Annotated in this window: 14 protein-coding genes and 1 pseudogene; 8 read left to right on the top strand and 7 right to left on the bottom strand. The window is 73.0% G+C overall.

The window, feature by feature from the left end; translation table 11 throughout:
• Positions 1 to 35: 35 nt before the first annotated feature.
• Both ABZX75_RS14420 and uvrB read right to left on the bottom strand, forming a co-directional pair.
• Positions 36 to 614: a TerD family protein gene (locus ABZX75_RS14420; RefSeq protein ID WP_355410473.1), complete on the bottom strand. Its 579-nt coding sequence runs from the start codon at positions 612 to 614 to the stop codon at positions 36 to 38.
• An 88-nt stretch (positions 615 to 702) separates the two neighbouring features.
• On the bottom strand, positions 703 to 2853 hold the full coding sequence (uvrB, locus tag ABZX75_RS14415) for an excinuclease ABC subunit UvrB (RefSeq protein WP_355410472.1): 2151 nt from the start codon (positions 2851 to 2853) through the stop codon (positions 703 to 705).
• 283 nt (positions 2854 to 3136) lie between these two features.
• Here uvrB and ABZX75_RS14410 point away from each other — a divergent pair, with 283 nt between their 5' ends.
• From ABZX75_RS14410 to ABZX75_RS14390, 5 genes are all read left to right on the top strand, one after another.
• On the top strand, positions 3137 to 4060 hold the full coding sequence (locus ABZX75_RS14410) for a glycerophosphodiester phosphodiesterase family protein (RefSeq protein WP_355410471.1): 924 nt from the start codon (positions 3137 to 3139) through the stop codon (positions 4058 to 4060).
• 175 nt (positions 4061 to 4235) lie between these two features.
• Positions 4236 to 4799: a methylated-DNA--[protein]-cysteine S-methyltransferase gene (locus ABZX75_RS14405; protein ID WP_355410470.1), complete on the top strand. Its 564-nt coding sequence runs from the start codon at positions 4236 to 4238 to the stop codon at positions 4797 to 4799.
• A 338-nt stretch (positions 4800 to 5137) separates the two neighbouring features.
• On the top strand, positions 5138 to 6433 hold the full coding sequence (locus ABZX75_RS14400) for an MFS transporter (protein ID WP_355410469.1): 1296 nt from the start codon (positions 5138 to 5140) through the stop codon (positions 6431 to 6433).
• Between the two features lie 277 nt (positions 6434 to 6710).
• Entirely contained in the window at positions 6711 to 7643 is a 933-nt protein-coding gene (locus ABZX75_RS14395) for a pseudouridine-5'-phosphate glycosidase (RefSeq protein WP_355410468.1), read from the top strand.
• A gap of 158 nt (positions 7644 to 7801) precedes the next feature.
• Positions 7802 to 8683 carry a PfkB family carbohydrate kinase gene (locus tag ABZX75_RS14390; protein ID WP_355410597.1) on the top strand — a complete coding sequence of 294 codons (882 nt, stop codon included), beginning with the start codon at positions 7802 to 7804 and terminating at the stop codon, positions 8681 to 8683.
• Positions 8684 to 8844: 161 nt separating this feature from the next.
• Here ABZX75_RS14390 and ABZX75_RS14385 read toward each other — a convergent pair whose 3' ends face one another.
• Positions 8845 to 9543 carry a uridine kinase gene (locus ABZX75_RS14385; protein WP_355410467.1) on the bottom strand — a complete coding sequence of 233 codons (699 nt, stop codon included), beginning with the start codon at positions 9541 to 9543 and terminating at the stop codon, positions 8845 to 8847.
• 92 nt (positions 9544 to 9635) lie between these two features.
• Between ABZX75_RS14385 and ABZX75_RS14380 the strand changes: the two genes are divergently transcribed.
• Positions 9636 to 11081 (top strand): WGR domain-containing protein, encoded by a 1446-nt coding sequence (locus tag ABZX75_RS14380; RefSeq protein ID WP_355410466.1) that lies wholly within the window; start codon positions 9636 to 9638, stop codon positions 11079 to 11081.
• 79 nt (positions 11082 to 11160) lie between these two features.
• Here the strand turns inward: ABZX75_RS14380 and ABZX75_RS14375 are convergent.
• Positions 11161 to 11466 (bottom strand): annotated as a pseudogene (locus ABZX75_RS14375) (cupin domain-containing protein); the annotation flags it as partial.
• Between the two features lie 205 nt (positions 11467 to 11671).
• Between ABZX75_RS14375 and ABZX75_RS14370 the strand changes: the two are divergent.
• On the top strand, positions 11672 to 12331 hold the full coding sequence (locus ABZX75_RS14370) for a DUF2293 domain-containing protein (RefSeq protein WP_355410465.1): 660 nt from the start codon (positions 11672 to 11674) through the stop codon (positions 12329 to 12331).
• Here ABZX75_RS14370 and ABZX75_RS14365 read toward each other — a convergent pair.
• Positions 12324 to 13007, bottom strand: coding sequence for a chaplin (locus tag ABZX75_RS14365; RefSeq protein ID WP_355410464.1), 684 nt, complete (start codon positions 13005 to 13007; stop codon positions 12324 to 12326). The two genes, ABZX75_RS14370 and ABZX75_RS14365, sit on opposite strands and share 8 nt — an antisense overlap.
• A gap of 126 nt (positions 13008 to 13133) precedes the next feature.
• On the opposite strand from ABZX75_RS14365, the gene ABZX75_RS14360 reads away from it, so the two are divergent.
• Positions 13134 to 13691, top strand: coding sequence for a hypothetical protein (locus ABZX75_RS14360; protein ID WP_355410463.1), 558 nt, complete (start codon positions 13134 to 13136; stop codon positions 13689 to 13691).
• Here the strand turns inward: ABZX75_RS14360 and ABZX75_RS14355 are convergent.
• Both ABZX75_RS14355 and ABZX75_RS14350 read right to left on the bottom strand, forming a co-directional pair.
• Positions 13672 to 14877: an SWIM zinc finger family protein gene (locus ABZX75_RS14355; protein WP_355410462.1), complete on the bottom strand. Its 1206-nt coding sequence runs from the start codon at positions 14875 to 14877 to the stop codon at positions 13672 to 13674. The two genes, ABZX75_RS14360 and ABZX75_RS14355, sit on opposite strands and share 20 nt — an antisense overlap.
• Complete coding sequence (locus ABZX75_RS14350; protein WP_355410596.1) at positions 14874 to 17684, bottom strand: DEAD/DEAH box helicase; 2811 nt, start codon at positions 17682 to 17684, stop codon at positions 14874 to 14876. The genes ABZX75_RS14355 and ABZX75_RS14350 overlap by 4 nt, the downstream gene beginning before the upstream one ends.
• Positions 17685 to 17756: the final 72 nt, after the last annotated feature.

Raw genomic sequence — 17756 nt, 5'->3', positions numbered from 1 at the left:
ATCCGAACCGCGTGAATCCGAACCGGTGAAGCTGTTTACAGGTGCGGCAGGATCGCCGGCATCAGGTCCTGGAACGTGCGGCCGTTGGCCGGGTTGCCCAGGGCCGTCATCTGCCAGCCGGCGCCCACGCGGGACACCTTCGCCATGATCTGCGCGGTGTACTGACCGCCGCCGTCGAGGGTGTAGCGGGCCATCTCCTGGCCGTTGGTCTCGTCGACGATGCGGCAGAACGCGTTCTGCACTTCCTGGAACGTCTGGCCGGTGAACGAGTTCACCGTGAAGACGATCTGGTCGATGTGGACCGGCACGCGCTGGAGGTCGACGAGGATCGCCTCGTCGTCCCCGCCCTGGCCGACACCGCCGACGAGGTTGTCACCGGTGTGCCGGACGGAGCCGTCGTCGCTCTGCAGGTGCCGGAAGAAGACGACGTCCACGGGCTGCTTGTCGGCGAAGAGCACCGCCGACGCGTCGAGGTCGATCTCCCGGGTCCGCGAGCCGAACAATCCGCGGCGCTTCGCCGCCTGCCAGCCGAGGCCCATCCGGACCGCGGTCAGCGTGCCCCCATCCGCCTTCTGCAGATTGATGGCCTGACCCTTGGTCATGTTGACCGTCACGCGCTGTCCCCTCTCCATAGCCCGCCCCATTGACGGGTGCGCAGCGTGTACCTGCGGCCGTACCCCAACCCTACTGACCGGCCCCACGTCAGGCGAGGCCCGCTTCCTTCATCTGCCGCAGCTCCTTCTTCAGCTCGCTCACCTCGTCCCGGATCCGGGCCGCCACCTCGAACTGCAGCTCCGCCGCGGCACCGCGCATGCGTTCGGTCATCTGCTCGATGAGAGCGGCCAGTTCCGCGGCGGGCCGGTCGGTGAGCACCTCGGCGGGCTTGGCCCCCTTGGCCCCCTTGGCGGCTGCCTTGCCGTGTGCGGCCGCCTTGCCCCCGAGCGCCGGCACCGGAGCCTTGGCCGCCTTGCCGTCCTTCGCCTGCCGGTAGCCGGTGCCGAGGAGCTCCTCGGTGTCGAGCTCCTCGCGGGCGATCGTGGCGACGATGTCGTTGATCTTCTTGCGCAGCGGCTGCGGATCGATCCCGTGGGCCGTGTTGTACGCGACCTGCTTCTCCCGGCGCCGGTTGGTCTCGTCGATCGCCTGCGCCATCGCCGGAGTGATGGTGTCCGCATACATGTGGACCTGGCCGGAGACATTGCGCGCCGCTCGGCCGATGGTCTGGATCAGCGAGGTGCCGGAGCGCAGGAAGCCCTGCTTGTCGGCGTCGAGGATCGCGACCAGCGACACTTCGGGCAGGTCGAGGCCCTCGCGCAGCAGGTTGATGCCGACCAGTACGTCGTACTCGCCGGCCCGCAGTTCGCGCAGCAGCTCGATGCGGCGCAGGGTGTCCACGTCGCTGTGCAGGTAGCGGACCTGGATGCCGAGCTCCAGGAAGTAGTCCGTGAGGTCCTCGGCCATCTTCTTGGTCAGGGTGGTGACGAGGGTCCGCTCGTTCTTCTCGACGCGCTGGCGGATCTCATGGACCAGGTCGTCGATCTGGCCCTCGGTCGGCTTGACGACGACCTCGGGGTCGATGAGTCCGGTGGGGCGGATGATCTGCTCGACGAAGCCGTCGCCGCGCGAGAGCTCGTACTTGCCGGGGGTGGCCGACAGGTAGACGGTCTGGCCGATCCGCTCCTGGAACTCCTCCCACTTGAGGGGCCGGTTGTCCAGCGCCGACGGCAGCCGGAAACCGTGGTCGACCAGCGTCCGCTTGCGCGAGGCGTCGCCCTCGTACATCGCGCCGATCTGCGGCACGGTGACGTGGGACTCGTCGATGACGAGGAGGAAGTCCTCCGGGAAGTAGTCGATGAGCGTGTTGGGCGCGGAGCCGCGCTCGCGGTCGTCCATGTGCAGCGAGTAGTTCTCGATGCCGGAGCAGGACCCGATCTGCCGCATCATCTCCAGGTCGTAGGTGGTGCGCATGCGCAGCCGCTGGGCCTCCAGCATCTTGCCCTGCTTCTCCAGCTCGGCGAGGCGCTCGGCCAGCTCCGCTTCGATGCCGGCGATCGCCTTCTCCATGCGCTCGGGGCCGGCGACGTAGTGGCTGGCGGGGAAGACGTACAGCTCGCGGTCCTCGCTGATGACCTCGCCCGTCAGCGGGTGCAGGGTGGAGAGGGCCTCGATCTCGTCGCCGAACATCTCGATGCGGACGGCCAGTTCCTCGTAGACCGGGAAGATCTCGATGGTGTCGCCGCGCACCCGGAAGGTGCCGCGGGTGAAGGCCACGTCGTTGCGCGTGTACTGGATGTCGACGAAGCGCCGCAGCAGCTGGTCCCGGTCGATCTCCTCACCCACCTTGAGGGAGACCATCCGGTCGACGTACTCCTGCGGGGTGCCCAGGCCGTAGATGCAGGACACGGAGGCGACGACGATCACATCCCGCCGGGTGAGGAGCGAGTTGGTCGCGGAGTGGCGCAGCCGCTCCACCTCCTCGTTGATCGAGGAGTCCTTCTCGATGTACGTGTCCGACTGCGGTACGTACGCCTCGGGCTGGTAGTAGTCGTAGTACGAGACGAAGTATTCGACGGCGTTGTTCGGCAGGAGCTCGCGGAACTCGTTCGCCAGCTGGGCGGCGAGCGTCTTGTTCGGTGCCATCACCAGGGTGGGGCGCTGGAGCTTCTCGATCATCCAGGCGGTGGTCGCCGACTTGCCGGTGCCGGTCGCACCGAGCAGGACGACATCCTTCTCACCTGCACGGATGCGCTTCTCCAGCTCGGCGATGGCCGCCGGCTGGTCGCCGCTGGGCTGGTAGGGGCTGACGACCTCGAAAGGCGCCACCGTGCGTTCGATCTTCGATACGGGCCGCATGAGTCAACCGTACGACCCTCCACTGACACTCACGCATCCGCACGGCCCGATACCCGGGGGTGGGCGCGCCCTGGTCCGTTTGTCGTAGTTCGGTGGCGGCCGGGTGATCTTCACCCCCATGATCGCGGTGGTGCATCGTCCACATCCCGGATCCCGGAACCGACGGCGCCGGCGCCCTGAGCGCCGGCGCCTTCGCTTACCCGCCGCAACGTCTGCCGCAACGTCTGCCGTCCCGGGCCCGTTTGAGGCCAGGAGCAGGGCTCACGACCCGAGGAGAACGCACATGTACATCCGACCCGTCGCCGCGGCCGCCGCCGCCGTCCTTGGGCTCACCCTCACCGTGCTGGGCGGGGCCGCCGGCACGGCCGCCGCCGGTTCGGGCACCGCCGCTGCCGCTTCGGGTGCCGCCGCCGGTTCGGGCGGGCTGACAGGGCCCGTCGTGTACGCCCACCGGGGGGCTTCCGCCTACGCTCCGGAGAACACCCTCACCGCGGTCGACCTCGCGATGCTGATGGGTTTCACCTGGGTCGAGAACGACGTCCAGCGCACCAAGGACGGCGAGCTGGTGGTGATCCACGACGACACCCTGGCCCGGACCACCGACGTCGAAACGGTGTTCCCGAACCGCAGGCCCTGGCGGGTCAGGGATTTCACGGCGGCGGAGATCTCCCTCCTGGACGCGGGCAGCTGGTTCGGCGAGGGGTACGCGGGCGCCCGGGTACCGACCCTGCGCCAGTACCTCGACCGGGTGGAGCGCAACGAGCAGCGGCTGCTGCTGGAGATCAAGAAGCCTGAGCTCTACCCGGGGATCGAGCAGCAGACCCTGCGGGTGCTGGAGCAGGCGGGCTGGCTCGATGAGGACCATGTGGCGTACCGCCTGGTCGTGCAGAGCTTCAGCGCCGACAGCGTGCGCATCGTGCACGACCTGCACCCTGACCTCGTGACGGCCTTCCTGGGCACCCCGGCGGTGGCGGACCTGCCGGCGTACGCGCGGTTCACCGACCGGATCAATCCGTGGCACACCACGATCTCGGCCGAGTGGGTGGCGGCGGTGCACGGTCTGCGGGGGGCCCACGGCAAGGCCATGGAGGTGGACACCTGGATCGTCGACGACAAGGCGACGGCCCGGAAGGTGCGGGACATGGGCGTGGACGGGATCATCACGAACGCACCGGACGTGATCCGGGAGGCGGTCGGCGGTTCCTGAGCGGGGTGATGTGGTGATGTGGTGATGAGGTCGGCCACCGGTCGCCGTCGTTCGGCGCGGGTCGGCGTCGCCTCCGCCGCGGCTCGGCAGGGTCGGCGTCGTCCGGTGGGGGTCGGCGGGGTCGGCGTCGTTCGGCGGGGCTCGGGTTGTCCGTGCCTCGCCGTACGGTGGACGGGTGGACAGCACCGAGCGGCCCCGCGGGCCGCACCTCGAATGGACCGTCGTCGCGAGCGACATCGGCCCCCTGCTCCTGGCCGCGACCCCCGAGGGTCTGGTCCGGGTCGAGTTCCATGCCGAGCCGGCGCGGGTCGAGGCGATGATCGGCCCGCTCGTCTCCCGCCTCGGCGCCGACGCCCGGCGGCCGGCTCCGGGCGAGGAAGTCCTGCTGGCCGAGCCGATACGCCAGCTCGCCGCCTACTTCGCCGGTTCGCTCCGGCGCTTCGAGCTGCCGCTGGACTGGCGGCTCAGCTCCGGCTTCAACCGGCAGGTCCTGCGGGAGCTCGACCGTTCCGTGCCGTATGGAGCGGTCGTCGGGTACGGGGAGCTGGCCGCCCGCGTCGGCCAGCCCGGCGCGGCCCAGGCGGTGGGCAACGCCATGGGGTCGAATCCTCTGCCGCTGGTGGTGGCCTGCCACCGGGTCGTGGAGAACGACGGCGGGATCGGGGGCTTCGGCGGCGGGGTGGAAACGAAGCGGCTGCTGCTGGCGCTGGAAGGCGTCCTTCCACAGCCACTGTTCTGAACGGACCCGGTGGCCTTGGGCCGCGGTGGCCGGGTCGCGGTGCCTGCCTCGTGTTGCGGGAGGTGCCGGGCGGGACGGCGGGGCCGACGGCCCGGCCCCGGGCTGCGTCACGGTCAGCCGCTGCCGGGCCGCGGGGTGACGAGGCCGGACGAGGCCGGACGGGGTCGACCGAGGCCGCGGCCGGTTCGGCTCGGCTCGGGGTGGGCCGCGATCCGTCCCCGATTCTCGGTTCCGCCGCGCGGTAAGGGGTGGGAAACTGCTGCGGTGACTACTGCTGCCGCCGCCTGCGGCCCCACCGCGCCCGTTCGCGCACCGCACCGCCGGAAGGAGTGCGGCGCGTGACCGCCTCGCCCGGCACGGACCGGCCGGCTCCGCCGATCGCTCTCGCAGATCTCCCCCGACTGCGGCGCCGCACCTCCGGCGTTCTCATAGCCAGCCAGATACTCGGCGGCCTCGGCGTGCCCATCAGCATCGCCCTGGCCCCCGTGCTCGCGACCCAGGTCAGCGGCACCGAGGCCTTGTCCGGCTTCGCTTCCACGGCCTCGGTCATCGGCACCGCGCTGCTCTCCCTGCCCCTCGCCGCCCTGATGACCGCCCGTGGCCGCCGTCCCGGACTGGTCCTCGCGTACGTGATCGGCGCGGCCGGAGCCGCCCTCGTCGTGCTCGCCGCCGTCGTGGAGAACTTCCCGCTGCTGCTGCTCGGCATGGCCGCCTTCGGCGCCGCCTCCTCCGCCAACCTCCAGTGCCGCTTCGCCGCCGCCGACCTCGCCGCCCCGGACCACCGGGCACGGGCGATCTCCGTCGTCGTGTGGGCCACCACCATCGGTGCGGTGCTCGGGCCCAACCTCTCCGCCCCGGCCAGTCACGGCTTCGCGGGGACGTCCATACCCGAGACGGCGGGCCCCTTCGTGTGGGCCGGCGTGATCTTCCTGCTCACCGCCGCGCTGCTCGCCGTACTTCTGCGGCCGGACCCGCTCCTGACGGCCCGGGCGCTGGCCGCGCCCGAGGAGCAGACCCGCGAGGGACGCTCGCTGCGCGCCGGATTGGCCGCGGTCAAGGCCTCGCCGCGGGCCCGGCTCGCCCTGGTCACGGTTGCGGTGTCCCACACCACCATGGTGTCGATCATGGTGATGACCCCGGTCGACCTCGGCCACCACGGCGCCGGGCTGGAACTCATCGGCCTCGTGATCAGCGGGCACATCGCCGGCATGTTCGCCTTCTCGCCCGTCATGGGCTGGCTCGCCGACCGGATCGGCCGGCTGTCGGTGATCGGTCTGGCCGCCGGACTCCTCTCGGTCGCCGCCCTGCTGGCCGGTACCGCCGGGCCGAACCACGGCCAGAGCGCGCTCGGCCTGTTCCTGCTCGGCCTCGGCTGGTCCGCCGGGCTGGTGGCCGGCTCCGCGCTGCTGACCGATTCGGTGCCGCAGCCCGCACGGGCCGCCGTACAGGGGCTGAGCGACCTGACCATGAACACGGCGGCGGGCGTGGGCGGCGCGGCCTCCGGTCTGGTCATGTCCCAGGCGGGCTACGGCTGGCTGAACGCGATCGGCGCCGCGCTGCTGCTGCCGATGGCGGCGCTCGCCCTGTTCACCGCTCGCCGGCACCCTCTGCCCGGGAAGGGCGTCAGCAGCTGATCTGGCAGACCTTGCGGAGCGCGTCGTGCACGGTCCAGTCCAGGTCGTCTTGTCACCCTCCCGGAGGACGCAGGCGGAACCGGGGCGTACGGACACCGCGGTGCCCGCAGGCGCGGCGGTCTGGTCACCGCCGGTGCGTTCCGGGTACCGGTGTCTGCGCGACCGGCGCCAAGACCGCGCGTGTCGACGGGGAACGCTCCCCGGACGGGCGGGGACGTGGGGACGGGTGTGGCGGGAGCGGGTTTGGAGGCGCGGATCCGGTGCCATGGATGGGGACATGTCACAGCACACAGCATCTGAGGTCCCGGTCCTGTCGGACGAGGTACGCGAGGCACTCGCCAGGCGGCGCCCCGTGGTGGCCCTGGAGTCGACGATCATCGCGCACGGCCTTCCCCGCCCCCGGAATCTGGCGGTGGGTGGGGAACTGGAGGCGCTGGTCCGGGCGGAGGGCGCAGTTCCGGCGACGATCGCGGTCGTGGACGGGGTGGCGTACGCGGGCCTCGACAAGGCGCAGCTGGAGCGGATCGCGGGCGGCGAGGGCGTACGCAAACTCGGCCACCGCGATCTGGCACCCGCGCTCGCGACGGGGGCGACCGGGGCGACGACGGTGTCCGCGACGGCCTTCCTGGCCGCCCGGGCCGGCCTGCGGGTCTTCGCCACGGGCGGACTGGGCGGCGTACACCGGGAGTGGGCGCAGACGCAGGACGAGTCGGCGGATCTGTCTCTGCTGGCACGGACGCGGATCACGGTGGTGTGCGCGGGAGTGAAGTCGATCCTGGACGTGCCGGCCACGCTGCAGCGGCTGGAGACCCTGGGGGTGGGGGTGCTCGGCTACGGGACGGAACGTTTCCCCGGCTTCTACCTGGCAGATTCCGGTGAGCCGGTGGACTGGACCGTCCACCGGCCGGAGGAGGTCGCCGCGGTGATGGCCGCTCAGGACGAGCTGGGGGGCGCCGATTCGGCGCTCCTGGTGGCCAATCCGGTGGCCGAGGACGAGCAGCTGGATCCGGAACTGCACGACCGGGTGCTGGCCGAGGCCCTCGCCGCCTGCCGGGAGCGGGGGATCACGGGGCAGGCGGTGACACCGTTCCTGCTGGGGTTCCTGGTACGGGCCACCGCCGGGGCCTCGCTGGAGGCCAACCTGGCCGCGGTACGGGGCAACGTGCGGCTCGGGGCCCGGATCGCGGAGGCCTGGGCGGCGCGTCCGTGACCGGAGCGGGGGGCGCGAGCGGTGCGGGAGCCGGGGCGGGCGAGGGGGCCGGGGCGCAGGCGGGCGCAGGCGCGGAAGCGGGCGCAGGCGCGGAAGCGGGCGCAGGCGCGGAGGCGGGCGCCGGGTTCAAGGCGGGCGCCGGGTCCGCGCCCGGGGCCCTGCTCGTCGTCGGCGACGTGGTGACGGACGTGGTGGCGGTGCATCCGGAGCCCCTGACGCCGGCCACCGACACGGCCGCCCGCATCCGTACCCTCCCGGGCGGCGCCGGAGCCAACGCAGCGTGCTGGGCGGCCCGTACGGGCTCCGCGGAGGTACGGCTCCTCGCGCGAGTGGGCGCCGAATCGGCGCGGTGGCACGAGCGGGCGCTGCTCGAAGCGGGGGTGTGCCCGCGGCTGGTGATCGACCCGGAGGAGCCGACCGGGACGGTCGTCGCGCTGGTCGGCAAGGACGCGGAGCGGACCTTCCTGACCGACAGCGGCGCCGCGCTCCGGCTCTGCCCCGCCGACTGGACGCCGTCCCTGCTCGATGGAGTGGCCCATCTCCACCTCTCCGGTTACCTGTTCTTCGCCGACAGCAGTCGGGAACTGGCCCGGGTCGCGCTACGGGCGGCCCGCACCCGGGGGGTGCCGGTGAGCGTGGATCCCGCCTCGGCCGGCTTCCTGGCCGCTCTGGGTCCGCGGCGGTTCCTCGATGCCGTCGCGGGGGCCGGCGTACTGCTGCCGAATGAGGACGAGGCGCGGCTGCTGACCGGACTGCCGGAGCCGGCCGGGCTGGCGCGCGCCGCGGCGGAGCTGAGCCGGAGGGTGCCTCTGGTGGTGGTGACCCGGGGCGCGGCCGGGGCACTGATCGCCGAGGACGGCCGGGTCACCGCCGAGGTCGCCGCCGAAGCGGCCGAGGCGGTGGACTCCACGGGCGCGGGCGACGCGTTCACCGGCGGGTTCCTCGCGGCCCGGCTGGCGGGCGCGGACCCGGCGGAGGCCGCCCGCGCCGGATGCCGGGCGGCCGCGCTGGCGGTCACCCGGCTGGGCGGCAGACCCTAGGACCCGCCCGCCGGTCATCACGTCGGCGCGCGGCGGAGCCGGCCGGGCGGGCCTGGGCCGGGCCGGTGGGACCGGTCGGGCCGGGACTGGGGCCGGCAGTCGGCGCCGTGGGCCGGCCGCTCCCGGACCGGCGGGACGGGCGGCGGGACGAGCGTGCGTCCTCAGGCAGGCCCGCCGGGTGACCGGCGGATTCCGGTCCAAGCCGGATGGCGCGGGTCGTCGGCCCTGACCAGCGCGTCGGCGATCGAAGCCGGGTCGGTGTCGGCCTCGTAGCGCGCGAAGGCGGGCAGGGTCCAGCGCGCGGACTCCTCGGTGCGGCGGGCGAGCGCCCCCGGGGAGAGCCGGATGTGGACGCTCAGGTCGAAGGGGAACCAGTGGCCCAGCAGCAGCGGGCCGTACACGATGAGCACGCCGCCGGGCGGGAGTTCGGTGTACGGGCTGCGGGTCGCCCGGTCGGTCACCGGATCCCAGAGGTCGGGCAGCACGCGTCCGGTCCCACCGGGGTCCGTCGGGCCGAACACCTCGCGCCAGAGCGCGGCCGTGTCGTACCAGCCGCTGAGGTACGAGTCCACGTCCTGGCGGCCGTACTCGTAGCGGAGGGAGGCCGGCCGCAGGAAACCCTCGGCCGGGACGACCAGGACCGAACGGCCGCGCACGCGCAGCGCGTCGGCGAGATGCCCGGCGAGGACACCGGTGTCGGCGGCCGGTGCGCCGTCGATGCCCACCCGCTGCCAGATGTCCTGGCCGGGGGCGGCCTCGCGGTTGGCCTCGCGGGCCGTCTCGCGGGCCGCCTCGCGGTCGTCGAGGTGACCGGCGAGCCGCTCGGCCATTCGCTGCCATGTGATCGCTTCGAGCTGCACGATCTCATTGTCAGTGGGGACCCTTAGCGTCTTTTACGAGGGAACACCGGCGGACGGAAGCCGGTGGCCCGGCCTTTGGGGAGGGGTCTGTCATGGCTCGGGAGACGACGTATCTGGAGCTGTCGCAGGACGACGGCGGCGCGCACAAGTTCTACGAGGTGACGGTCGACGGCACGGCCGTCTCGGTGCGGTACGGGCGCATCGGCGCGGACGGCCAGCTGCAGAACTCCTCCTTCCCCACCGCCGACAAGGCGCGGGCGGCCGCCGCGAAGAAGATCGGGGAGAAGGTGCGCAAGGGGTACGCCCCGGCCGTGCGCGGGCAGCGCGCCGCCCGCTCGGTGACCCGCCGCCAGGTCACCTCGGCGCCGTCCACGGCACGGGCGGTCGCTCCGGTGCTGTGGCGCTTCCGTACCGGATCCTCGGCCTTCGGGATCCATGTGGACGAGGACCGCTGCTGGGTCGGCAACCAGGCGGGTGATGTCTACACGCTGAGCCACGGCGGTGAGGTGCTGGCCCGGTACTCGCTGCCGGACGGGGTGAAGTGCCTGGTGGCGGACGAGTTCTGGATATACGCGGGCTGCGACGACGGCACGGTGTACGACCTGTCGTCGAAGGTGCCCTTCGGGGCCTACGACATCGCGGCGGACGTGGACATCTTCTGGCTCGACATCCGCGAGGGCGTGCTCAATGTGTCCGACCGCAGCGGCGGCCTGACGGTCATCGACCACGAGGACGAGTTCCAGTGGTCGCGGCGGTCGGCCGGCTCCAACGCCTGGATGGTCCGGGCGGACGAGCGGGCGGTCTACCACGGGCACAGCCAGGGCGTCACGGCCTACGCCCCGGACGGGGGGCGGCAGTTGTGGCACACGGCGACGAACGGTTCGGTGCTGTTCGGCTGGCAGGAGGACGACGCGGTGTATGCGGGCACCGGGCGCAACACCGTGCAGCGGTTGTCGAAGGCCACCGGCGCGGTCGAGGCCTCGTACCGGTGCGACGCGGCGGTGTATTCGTGCGCGACCTCCCCGGACGGCAGGCACGTCTTCGCCGGCGACCTCGCCTCCTCGGTGTACTGCTTCGATGCCGACGGACGGCGGCTGTGGAAGCTGGGCACGGGCAGCGGGGCCGCGCTGTCGATGCAGTACCTGGAGGAGCGGCTGTACCTGGTCACGACGGACGGCTCGCTGGTCTGCGTGGACGCGAGCGAGGCGGCGATCGCCGCCGCCCAGCAGGGCTCGGTGCCGGCGCCGATGGACGTGAAATCAGCGGCGGCCCTGCCCGTGTACACGCCGGCCGCTTCGGCCTCGGCGGTGGCGACGGTCTCGGTGGCCGCGGCGCCCGCGGGCGCGGTGGTCGTGGAGTGCGTCCAGCAGGGTGGCCGGATGCGGGTGCAGGTGGTGTCGGGCGGCTTCGACTCCTCCTGGAACGTGCAGTTCCCGCGTGGGATCCGGGAGGCCGGCGCCCGCTATGTGGTGGACGGGCTGCACGCGGCCTCAGGGGGTTTCTACCGCGTGCGCGGGGAGATACGCCGCCTGGTGTGAGTGCTGTGAGTGCTGTGAGTGCTGTGAATGCGCCCGGCGGAGGCGGGGCCGGGACGGCGGGCGCCGGTTCCCGGAGGGCTCATGAAGCGTGCTCACGGCAGATCGCCGGTGTGACGCCCGGCGGGGCCGGGGTGGGTATGGAGAAGGGAGTGCCCTCGGGAAGGAGCGGAGTCACGTAGAGCACGACCGGCTCGGTGCCGAGGTTGTGGCCCAGGTGGGTGTGCAGAACTCCCGCGGGCTCCACGAAGGTGGTGCCGGCCGCGTGTACCTCGACCGTGCTGTCGTGCAGGACCCGTGTCAGCGTCCCCGACCTGACGACCGCGTCGAGCTGGACCCGGTGGTAGTGCCATCCGGTGCAAGCACCCGGCGCGATGACTATCTCCCGCCCCACGCCGCCCGCGGCGACACCAGCCCTCGCGAGCCGGTCAACCGTCGCCTGCCGCACACTCATGAGCCCTCCTCTGTGGACCGATCATCGTCCACTTGAGCCACCGTAGAAGGACATCAAGCCATCCGGGAAGAATTTGTGAAACATCACCTGCCGCTCCCCACCAGGTGATATGCGGCCCCTGCGGCGGTATCACCTCTGCATGAGCCTCGTGGTCTTCGAGTCGCTGAAGCAGATCCACTGCGCGGAGTGCCGACAGGGCCCGCTGCGGCACCTCGTCCGCGAGGCGGGTGTGCCGCGCTGCCTGGACTGCGCCGATCTGGGACATCTGGTCTACCTCCCGCGCGGCGATGCCGCGCTCACCCGCCGGGCCCGCGAGGCCAGTTCACTTTCCGCCGTCGTCGTCCGCTTCCACAAACGCCGCCGCCGCTACGAGCGTCAGGGGCTCCTGGTCGAGGAGACCGCCCTGGCCCGCGCGGAGCGCGCCTGTCTCCTGGACGCCGAGGCGCGGGCCCGGCGCCGCGAGCGCGCCCGGCTGCGCCGCGCGGCCGAGGACACCCGTTTCACGGCGGCCTTCGCCGCCGAGATACGGCGGCTGTTCCCCGGGTGTCCGGCCGATCGGGCGCTGGCCATCGCCACTCATGCCTCGGTGCGCGGCAGCGGCCGGGTGGGCCGCAGCGCGGCCGGCCGGGCCCTGGACGAACTGGCCGTCTCGGTGGCGGTACGAGCCGCCGTGCGGCACACCGACACCGAGTACGACGCCCTGCTGATGGCGGGTATCCCGCGGTTCGCCGCCCGGGCCCGCCTGTCCGCGCAGATCGACGCGATCCTGGACGGGTGGCGTACGGGGAGCGCTAATTGAGGCGGAACCGGCGGTAGAGCAGCACACCGCCGAGCAGCAGCGCTCCACCACCGGGCAGCAGGTAGCCGACGCCGTCGGCGCCGGTCTGGGCCAGGGCCGAGGTGTGCCGCGGCGGCGCCGGCGGGACCGTCGGGGCCTTCGGCTGCTCGATGACGGGCGGCTGCGTCGGCTTTTCGCCGCTGGGCACCGGGCCGTTGACGGAGGTGTTGCCGCTGGAGCCGTTGCCGACCCCGACGACGCTCACCGCGTTGCCGCTGACGTTGAGGGGCACGTCGATCGGGAGCTGGAGCCCATTGCCGGAGAGCAGCCCCGGCGAATCCTTTCCGCGCCCGTCGGCCACGGCTCCCCCGCCGTTGCCGCCGCCCGGTTTCGACGGCTGTGACGACGGCTGCGAGGGCCTCGGCCCCGGGTGGCCGCCACCGCTCGGCGCCTCGTTGGCACAGCGGTTGCCGGCCGCCGGGTTCAGCAGGCCGATCACGTTCACGGTGTTGCCGCACACATTGACCGGGGTGTGCACGGGCAGTTGCACCAGATTCCCGGAGAGCAGCCCCGGCGAGCCCTCGGCCGCTGCGCTCGCGTCCGCATCGGCGTAGGCGAATCCGCCGACACCCGCGACCGCCAGCCCACCTCCCGCAACGATCGCCGCGATCAAGCCATTCCGACGACTGTGACGCATCAGTTTCTCGCCTTCCGGAGGAGTTCACGGGTGTTGCACCCGCACCGGAAACAACGCGCTGAACCCATTCGGGTTATAGAGCCGGTAGGCATTTCACTCCATCGTGTACTGGGTACTGCCTATTTCATGACCGATCGCTCCCCGCGCCCGCTGCTCCTCCTTGACGTGGACGGCCCTCTCAACCCCTTCCGGTCCCCCCTCGCCGGCCTGCACGGTTACACCAGCCACCGCATGCGTCCGGCCATCTGGATGTCCCGCCGCGCCCCCGATTCCCGGAGTGCTCGGCGCGGCCTGCGGGTCCGCCTCCACCCGTCCCACGGCGCCCGGCTGGAGGCTCTGCCCTTCGATCTCGCCTGGGCCACGACCTGGATGCACGAGGCCAACACGATGATCGCCCCGCACATAGGACTTACCGGTGATCTTCCTGTCATCGAATGGCCGGAACTCTTCGCCCACGACCCCGACGGCCTCTCCTGGAAGACCCGCCCCCTCCTGGAGTGGGCGGCGGGCCGCCCCTTCGCCTGGGTCGACGACATGATCAATCCCCGCGACCGCGCCTGGATCGCCGCCCACCATCCGGCCCCGGCGCTCCTCCTGCGCATCCACCCCCGTCGCGGCCTGCGCGACCGGGACTTCCTCACCCTGACCCGCTGGGCGACCGAGATCAGTGCAGCAGCGCGGTGACCGGGTCGCAGGAGGGGCGGCCGGTCGGCCACCAGTCGTCGTCGTCCGGGCGGGATTCGTAGGCGTACCAGAGGGCGTCGCGGCCGAGGCGGAGTTGGCGGGTGCTCGCCGTGAGGCGGTTGCGGTCGGGGCGGAAGGAGCCCTGGGCAGCCGCGAGGAGCGCCGGGCGGGCCCGGTCGAAGGGGCCGGCCGGGGGGTCCCAGGGCTCCTCCAGGGCGGCGAGGGCGGCACGGCCGCCCTGGCGCCAGGCCGCGGCGGCGCGGGCAAGGTCGGTGGTGGTGCGGCCGGTGGCGCGGGCCAGATCCCGGTAGAGGGTGCGGGCCGCGCCGGTGAGGCCCGCCGTGGCGTGCGCGGAGGCCAGCCGGACGGCGTCCTGCCACAGGGACAGCCCGGCGATCGGGTCCTCGGCCGTGGTGAGAAGGGCGAGAGCGCGGGCGGCGGCGTCGGAGGCGAGCTGGTCCAGGGCCAGCGGGTCCGGGGCGGCGGGGTCGCCCGGGTAGGAGGGCGGGAGCCCCGCGGCGGCGGGTGCGGCGAGCGGCGCGGGCAGCAGCGGCAGGCTGGTCCGGGCGAGCGCCGCGCGGGCCGGGACGCCGGGGAAGTCCGGGGCGGTGTCGGGCTGTTCGCGTGCGGCGTGGGCGGCATTGCGGCGGGCGAGCTCTTCGAGGAGCTCCCGTTCTCCCCGGCCGCGCAGGAGCAGCAGGACGAAGGGGTCCTCGTCGAGGAGGCGGGCCGCCCGGTAGCAGAGGGCCGCCGCGTGCTTGCACGGCGGACGCCCGAAGTCCGGGCAGGAGCAGTGCGGGACGAGCTCACCCACGCCGGGCAGGATCGTCTCCGCGAGGCTCTGCGGGACCTCCCGCTCCAGCAGGGCGGCAAGCGCCGCGGGATCGGCCGCCATCGCCTCCAGCAGGTCCCCCCACTCGGCGTCCGCGAAGGCGGGCAGGACCAGCTCCGTGCGGTACGGGCGGGCCCGGCTGCCCCGGACGTACGCCACGATCCTGCCGGGCGTGACGGTGACGGCATCGACGTGGCCCTCGGCGGCATACAGACGGCCCCGGGCCAGGCGGGCCGCGTCACGGGAGGCCTCTTCCAGCGCCGCCACCCAGGCCCGGCCCCACCAGCTCACCGCCTCCACCCCGGGGGGCACGGTCTCGAAGGTGCGGCGGCGGTCGTCCCGCGCGGTGATCATGCGGGCCTCCGCAGGGACACGAGGTCGGCCAGCTCGCGGTCGGTCAGCTCGGTGAGCGCCGACTCGCCGGAGCCGAGGACGGCATCGGCCAGGGCCCGCTTCGCCTCCAGCATCTCGGCGATCCGGTCCTCCACGGTGCCTTCGGCGATGATCCGGTGCACCTGGACGGGCTGGGTCTGGCCGATCCGGTAGGCGCGGTCGGTGGCCTGCTCCTCGACGGCCGGGTTCCACCAGCGGTCGAAGTGGATGACATGTCCGGCCCGGGTCAGATTCAGCCCGGTGCCCGCCGCCTTCAGGGAGAGCAGGAAGACGGGGACCTCGCCCGCCTGGAAGCGGTCCACCAGTTCCTCGCGGCGCGGCACCGGCGTCCCGCCGTGCAGGAGTTGGTGGGAGATCCCGCGGTCGGACAGGTGCCGCTCGATGAGGCGGGCCATCGTCACATACTGGGTGAAGACGAGCACCGAGCCGCCCTCGGCCAGGATCGTGTCCAGGAGCTCGTCCAGCAGGGCCAGCTTGCCCGAGCGGTGGGCGATGCGGGGCTGCTCCCCCTTCACCTCGTGCTCTTTCAGATACTGCGCCGGGTGGTTGCAGATCTGTTTGAGCGACGCCAGCAGCTTCATGATCATGCCACGCCGCTCGATGCCCTCGCTCGCCTCGATCACGGCCATCGTCTCGTCCACCGCGGCCTGGTAGAGCGAGGCCTGCTCGCGGGTCAGGGAGACCGGGTGGTCGGTCTCCGTCTTCGGCGGCAGCTCCGGCGCGATGCCGGGGTCGGACTTCTTGCGCCGCAGCAGGAACGGCCGTACGAGAGCGGCCAGTCGGGCGACGGCCGCCTCATTGCCGCCGTCCTCCTCCTGCTGGTGTTCCACCGGGCGGGCGTGGCGGGCGCGGAAGGCGGTGAGCGGGCCCAGCAGCCCGGGCGTCGTCCAGTCGAGCAGGGCCCACAGCTCGGAGAGGTTGTTCTCCACCGGGGTACCGGTCAGGGCCACCCGGGCGGGCGCCGGAACCGTGCGCAGGGCCTTCGCCGTCGCCGAATGAGGGTTCTTGACGTGCTGCGCTTCATCGGCGACGACCATGCCCCAGCTCCGCTCGGCCAGTTGGGGGGCGCTGGCGCGCATCGTCCCGTACGTGGTCAGCACGAAGCCGCCGGCCAGGCCGTCGAGGCTGCGGCTGCCGCCGTGGAAGCGGCGCACGGGCGTGCCGGGGGCGAACTTCTCGATCTCGCGCTGCCAGTTGCCCAGCAGCGACGCCGGACACACGACGAGCGTCGGCTCGGGGCGGTCCCGGTGCAGGTGCAGCGCGATCAGTGTGACGGTCTTGCCCAGGCCCATGTCGTCGGCGAGGCAGCCGCCGAGGCCGAGCGAGGTCATCAGGTCCAGCCAGGCCAGACCGCGCGCCTGGTAGTCGCGCAGGGTGGCCTTGAGTCCGACGGGCTGCGGCAGCGGGGCGAGCTCGCCCGTCAGCCGCTCGCGCAGAGCGGCCAGCGCCCCTACCGGAACCGCCTCGACCGCTTCCCCGTCGACCTCTGCCGTCCCCGACAGTACGGCGGCCAGCGCGTCCACCGGGTCCAGCAGGCCCAACTCCCGCTTGCGGGCCTTGCGCACGAGCTCCGGATCGACCCGCACCCACTGGTCGCGCAGCCGCACCACGGGCCGGTGGGCCTGCGCGAGCGCGTCCATCTCTCCCGGGGTGAGCCGGTCGCCGCCCAGCGCCAGTTCCCAGGAGAAGGCGAAGAGGTGCTCCGCGTCGAAGAAGGCGGTGCCGTCGGTGGCGGACCCGGGCGCCGTGGACCGTACGACGGCGGTCGCGGACAGCGTACGGGCCAGCTCGCGCGGCCAGTGGACCAGGACCCCGGCCTCCGCCAGGCGGGTGGCGGCCACGCCCAGCAGGTCTTCGAGCTCCGGGTCCGACAGGGAGAGGACGTCCGGCGCGGGCTGGTCCAGCAGGCGCAGCAGCGGCGGCCAGATGCGCGCGGCCCGGCGCAGCGCGAGCACGGCGTCGATCCGGGCCCGGGGACCGAACCCGGCTCCTGCCGCGCCGGCCCACAGCAGCCCCGCATCCGTGATCAGTGTCGGGTCGGCGAGGCTGTGCACCTGGACGACGGCGGCCCCCGCTCGCCGGATGTCATCGTCCTCCTCGGCCTCGTCGAAGAGGCGGAAGGAGGACAGGTCGAGCCGGAGCGAGATCCCCACGCCGGTGTCGGCGCCGGCTGCGACCTGCGCGGCCCACTCCCCCATCCCGGGCACCCGCTGCGGTTCACGCGCGGCGAAGGGCCGCCCGGCGGCCACGGGCGCGGCGGGGGTACGGGGCAGGCTGTCCGAGACGGCGTCGAGGAACGAACGGAGCAGCGCCTCCGGTTCGGGCAGCTGAAGCGGGCGGCGGCCGGCGAGGGGGGTCGCATACCCCTCATACGGCATCGCGGCGGCGATCGCGCGGAGGTGGTCCACGTCCCCGGCGTCCAGTGGTCCTGCGCGCCAGGCGTCGACGCCGTCGGGGGTGATCCCGGGGAGCAGCCGGCCACGGGCGACCAGGGTGAGCGCCTGCGCGGCGGCGGTGCCCCATGCCCGGGTGGCGGGATGCGCGCCCGGGCTGCGGGGCGCGTGCGCGAACAGCGGCAGGGCGGCGGTGACGGACAGGGTCACGGCGGGCACGGTCCGGCTGCGGACCCCGTCGCCGTGGGGCCGCACGACCGTCAGCGATCCCGGTGTGCCCACATCGGGCAGGACGTCCCCATCGGGCGACCAGAAGGCGACCCTCCCCTCCCGGGGCACGGCCGCGGGCAGGAAGACGGCGGCGTGGCGCAGCAGTGCCCGTGCGTGCGCCTGCGGCGGCGACTGCGACGGCTGGTACTGATGCTGAGGCTGGTGCTGTAGCTGCGT

It is taken from the genome of Streptomyces sp. NPDC003038 (assembly GCF_040611115.1).
Lineage (GTDB): Bacteria > Actinomycetota > Actinomycetes > Streptomycetales > Streptomycetaceae > Streptomyces.
This window is presented reverse-complemented; position numbering and strand designations above follow the sequence as displayed.

Excerpts from the sequence above, each read along its gene's own strand:
- ABZX75_RS14395 (WP_355410468.1), top strand. The coding sequence starts at position 6,711 with ATGTCACAGCACACAGCATCTGAGGTCCCGGTCCTGTCGGACGAGGTA.
- ABZX75_RS14365 (WP_355410464.1), bottom strand. The coding sequence starts at position 13,007 with ATGCGTCACAGTCGTCGGAATGGCTTGATCGCGGCGATCGTTGCGGGA.
- uvrB (WP_355410472.1), bottom strand. The coding sequence starts at position 2,853 with ATGCGGCCCGTATCGAAGATCGAACGCACGGTGGCGCCTTTCGAGGTC.
- ABZX75_RS14360 (WP_355410463.1), top strand. The coding sequence starts at position 13,134 with ATGACCGATCGCTCCCCGCGCCCGCTGCTCCTCCTTGACGTGGACGGC.
- ABZX75_RS14370 (WP_355410465.1), top strand. The coding sequence starts at position 11,672 with ATGAGCCTCGTGGTCTTCGAGTCGCTGAAGCAGATCCACTGCGCGGAG.
- ABZX75_RS14355 (WP_355410462.1), bottom strand. The coding sequence starts at position 14,877 with ATGATCACCGCGCGGGACGACCGCCGCCGCACCTTCGAGACCGTGCCC.
- ABZX75_RS14380 (WP_355410466.1), top strand. The coding sequence starts at position 9,636 with ATGGCTCGGGAGACGACGTATCTGGAGCTGTCGCAGGACGACGGCGGC.
- ABZX75_RS14410 (WP_355410471.1), top strand. The coding sequence starts at position 3,137 with ATGTACATCCGACCCGTCGCCGCGGCCGCCGCCGCCGTCCTTGGGCTC.